Below are 3,969 nucleotides of genomic sequence, written 5' to 3'. Positions count from 1 at the left end.
ATTGGCCACCTTGCGCCAGAAACGCCTTACGTGCAGCAAGGGCGCATTATCTTGTATTTGTGCTCGGTAGTGTTCAATCAACGAAATCCGGCCAATCCCAATGATGGAATACGTCCCCAGGAGCATATTTTGTCATGACCGCGCGTATACTCGTCGTCGACAACATCCCCGCCAATGTGCGGCTGCTGGAAGTTAGGCTTCTCGCCGAATATTTCGAGGTGCTGACAGCGAGCAACAGTCCGGACGCGATCGAGATCTGCGAAAATGGCAAGGTCGACGTCGTGCTACTCAACGTGATGATGACGGGCATGGACGGCTTCGAGGTCTGTAAGAGGCTGAAGAGCGAGCCGGCGACCTCACATATTCCCGTGGTCATGATCACCGCGCTCGACCAGGTGTCCGACCGGGTGCGCGGCCTCGAGGCCGGCGCCGACGACTTCCTCACCAAGCCGGTCAATGATCTGCAACTGATGACGCGGGTGAAGAGCCTAGTCAGACTGAAGTCGCTGACCGACGAGTTGCGCCTGCGCGCCTCGACCACGCGCAACATAGGCATCCAGGAGCTGCTCAGCCGCAACTTCGAGTCGGAAGACACCAAGCCCAGAGTGCTTGTGGTCGACGAGCGCAAGCCTTCGGTCGAGTGCATCCGGAAGATGCTGCTCGGCAGCGCTGAGCTCGATGTCGCGACCGATCCGAATGCCGGTCTCTTCCAGGCCGCCGAAACATCCTACGAGTGCGTGCTGATCTCGACGGCCTTCACCCATTTCGATGCGCTCAGGCTATGCTCGCAACTGCGCTCGCTCGACCGCACCCGCTTCCTGCCGATCATCCTCCTGGCCGGCGACGACGAGGAGGCGCGCATCATCCGCGGTCTCGAACTCGGCATCAACGACTATCTGACGAGGCCGATCGATCAGCACGAGCTTACGGCACGCCTGCGCACGCAGGTTCGGCGCAAGCGCTACAATGACCAGCTCCGCGGCAGCGACACCCCAACCATCGAGATGGCGATCACAGATTCTGTAACCGGGCTGCACAACCGCCGTTATCTCGACAGCCATTTGCCGACCCTGTTCGATCGTGCTGTGACGCGCGGACGGCCGCTGTCGGTGATGATCACGGATGTCGACCTTCTAAAGTTGGTCAATGATACATACGGACACGACGCAGGTGGCGACGTACTGCGAGAGTGCGCACTCCGGCTGCGCAAGCATGTGCGCGCGATTGACCTTGCATGCGTCTACGGGGGCGATGAGTTCGTTGTAGTGATGCCGGACACGGACAGCACTGTGGCCGCGAAAGTCGCAGAGCACATACGCGCCAAAATCGCCCAAATGCCGTTTGCTGTTGGCCAGGAGGCTAAGACAATCGAAGTGACCGTCAGCATTGGCGTATCTTCGGTACTCACGGGCGCGGATACGGTAGCCGGATTAGTAAAGCGGGCTGATGTCGCGCTTTACAATGCCAAGAACGGCGGCCGCAATCGCGTGATCGTCAATCTTGGATGATTATTTTTCGGCTCGACGTTATTAAAGCACTTACACCTGCGTCGAAAGTCGACTTGGTCTCAAGTTGCTGGTACGCCGTACTTCAAAAATTATGTCGGGGCCAATGAATGTCGTTCAATATCCTGTCTTTAAGCGGTGGCGGCTACCGCGGGCTGTTCACCATTGAGGTGCTGGCACGATTGGAGCGGCAAGCTGGCAAGCCGATTGGTCAATGCTTTGACCTAATCGCCGGGACCTCCATCGGCGGAATCATCGCCATTGGTCTGGCCATGGACAAAACTGCCAAAGAGATAAGAGAGACATTCTTGGAACAAGGGGCGGCAATCTTCCCAAAAGGGGAGCCTGCTGCTGGGTGGATTGCACGAAAGGTGGCCCAGTACAAATTCTATACGGGTGGCCCGAAGTATGACGGAAATGCCCTTCGCGCGACTATCGAGAAAATTGTCGGAAAAGACACACTCTTCGGACATGCGCATACCAGATTGGTGGTGCCAGCAGTGAATATGACGAAAGGGAGTGTGCAGATATTCAAAACACCACATAGTTCGGGTGTCGTTGTCGATCTTCATCGCAAGGCAGCCGACATTGCAATGGCCACATCCGCAGCCCCGACATTCTTTCCGATGGCTAAAATTGACAACAGCTATTATGCGGATGGAGGTCTGGTCGCAAACTCTCCAGATGCTTGCGCACTACACGAAGCTGTGCATTTTTGCGACCAGCGGGTATCAGATATTACACTCTTGAGTGTAGGCACAACTACCACAGGGTTTTCGCTGCCCGCGTCACTCGGTCCAGATCTGGGCGTTGTCGAGTGGATGAAGAACGAGCGTCTGATCTCGACGGTCATGTCCTCCCAGCAGCAGATCGTGGACTTTATGGTCGAGCATCAGTTGCATGATCGATACTTGCGCATCGATGCGCGGCCCTCGAATGAACAGATTGTCGACCTCGGTCTGGATTTGGCAACGCCCGCCAGGCGAGAAACCCTACTAGGGTTAGCAGAAGGAGCGTATCAGAGAGTTGCGGGCTCTCCATTTATTGAGAGAGTGCTCGCACACAAACGCGCCAACACTGATTTTCCATCCTTGCTCAGCAAGTAGAATACAGAGCCACAAAGGAAAGAACCGAACTGCGGTGGAGTTAAGCAGCACCCCAGGCAATGCATCAAAGTCGGGTCCGCTAACTACCATTAACGGCGCCTTGTTTGTGCCGAGCGGCCACCACGATCAAATCTCGGTCGGGTAAGCACGTCTTCGAGGCGCCAGCGGCTGGCTCTACGTCCCCTTCACGATTCTCGGCTTGGTCGGTCGGCGGGATGGAGCCGGGCTTTCGATGATCAAGGCCAGCCGCTTCTCGTCTTCAATGGCGCGGTCGACTGCCTCGATTTCCTCCTGGAGCGCCTTCAGTTGGGCACCGTAGCTGGAGCCATCGCTGTCTCCGATCTGGAAGCCACTTGCCCGCATTGCGTCGCGCGTATGGTGCACGTTACGGACGCCTTCGCGTCGAGTTGCGACGAGGATTTCCCTGAACTCTCCAAGACGTTCAACGTGACTGCGAGTCATTGCGTTCTCCTATTTCGTCGTCATCGTCGCCGACGGCGATGCAAAACGGCCAAACTTACGGCGCAGAAGGTCTAGGAGACTAAAGGAGATACTCTCGACAAAGCATGAGTGCGGAAGCTCAAATTTGAACGTTTGCAACAAGGTGATTCCAGGCGCGCCTCTCAAACCAGCATCGACTGCTGGGCGAAGATGCCCGCCATCGCGCCTTGCCACGATGCCGTGGTGACCGAGGGGATCATGGGGTTAGTGAGGTCGCCCGCGGCGTAGATGCCGGGCATGCTGGTTTCGCGGCGCTCATCAACCTTGAGGACGATGCCAAGGGGTGTAGCGGCCGTGGCGAGGCCCAGTGATTCATGCAGGCCGGCGGACGGCTTGTTGCGCGGATGTGCGAACAGAATGTCGACAGCGACATCACGGCCGGAAGCGAGCTTGAGGGTGGGATTACGGCCGCTATGACGGGTGATTTCAGTGATCCGGCCATCGACGATAGGTGTGTTGCGACGCTCCAGATCGGCCCGGATATCGGTCGGGATGTCGTGACCATCGGCGAAGACCGTCAACCTGTCAGTCCAATCGTGGAACAGCCTGGCCTGATTGTGCGACTGCGGGCCGGACCAGACGAGGCCCCAATGCTGGCCGGCGACTTCAAAGCCGTCGCAATAGGGACAGGGCACGATGGACGTGCCCCAGCTTTCGGCAAACCCCGGCACATCGGGCATCTGGTCCGTGATGCCATAGCTCAGGATCAGCCGACGCGCCCCAAGGCTTTCGCCATCGCCCATGAGGACGGAGAAATCGTCGATGCCGCCGGAGACTTTGTCGGCCCGAGCGTTGACCAGACTGATCGCAGGATAACGCGCCAGCTGCCGGCGCGCCTCGGCCAGGATGTCCAGCGG

At 57.8% G+C, this 3,969-nt stretch carries 4 protein-coding genes; 2 read left to right on the top strand and 2 right to left on the bottom strand.

Features of this window, described 5'->3' with window-relative positions:
* Nucleotides 1–134 precede the first annotated feature (134 nt).
* Both EOA33_RS26975 and EOA33_RS26970 read left to right on the top strand, forming a co-directional pair.
* On the top strand, nucleotides 135–1,508 hold the full coding sequence (locus tag EOA33_RS26975; RefSeq protein WP_127407022.1) for a PleD family two-component system response regulator: 1,374 nt from the start codon (nucleotides 135–137) through the stop codon (nucleotides 1,506–1,508).
* A 107-nt stretch (nucleotides 1,509–1,615) separates the two neighbouring features.
* Nucleotides 1,616–2,611, top strand: a complete 996-nt coding sequence (locus tag EOA33_RS26970) for a CBASS cGAMP-activated phospholipase (RefSeq protein ID WP_127407021.1) — start codon at nucleotides 1,616–1,618, stop codon at nucleotides 2,609–2,611.
* 174 nt (nucleotides 2,612–2,785) lie between these two features.
* On the opposite strand, the gene EOA33_RS26965 is transcribed toward EOA33_RS26970, so the two are convergent.
* The gene (locus EOA33_RS26965) at nucleotides 2,786–3,073 is read right to left on the bottom strand and encodes a hypothetical protein (RefSeq protein WP_127407020.1); all 288 of its coding nucleotides are present in this window, start codon (nucleotides 3,071–3,073) and stop codon (nucleotides 2,786–2,788) included.
* Between the two features lie 161 nt (nucleotides 3,074–3,234).
* A partial coding sequence (locus EOA33_RS26960; protein WP_145989299.1) for an NAD(P)/FAD-dependent oxidoreductase occupies nucleotides 3,235–3,969 on the bottom strand: 735 nt, incomplete at its 5' end.

Source organism: Mesorhizobium sp. M4A.F.Ca.ET.050.02.1.1 (assembly GCF_003997725.1).
In the GTDB taxonomy this organism is placed as follows: domain Bacteria; phylum Pseudomonadota; class Alphaproteobacteria; order Rhizobiales; family Rhizobiaceae; genus Mesorhizobium.
This window is presented reverse-complemented; position numbering and strand designations above follow the sequence as displayed.

Coding starts and splice junctions, on each gene's coding strand:
- EOA33_RS26975 (WP_127407022.1), top strand. CDS start 135: ATGACCGCGCGTATACTCGTCGTCGACAACATCCCCGCCAATGTGCGG.
- EOA33_RS26965 (WP_127407020.1), bottom strand. CDS start 3,073: ATGACTCGCAGTCACGTTGAACGTCTTGGAGAGTTCAGGGAAATCCTC.
- EOA33_RS26970 (WP_127407021.1), top strand. CDS start 1,616: ATGTCGTTCAATATCCTGTCTTTAAGCGGTGGCGGCTACCGCGGGCTG.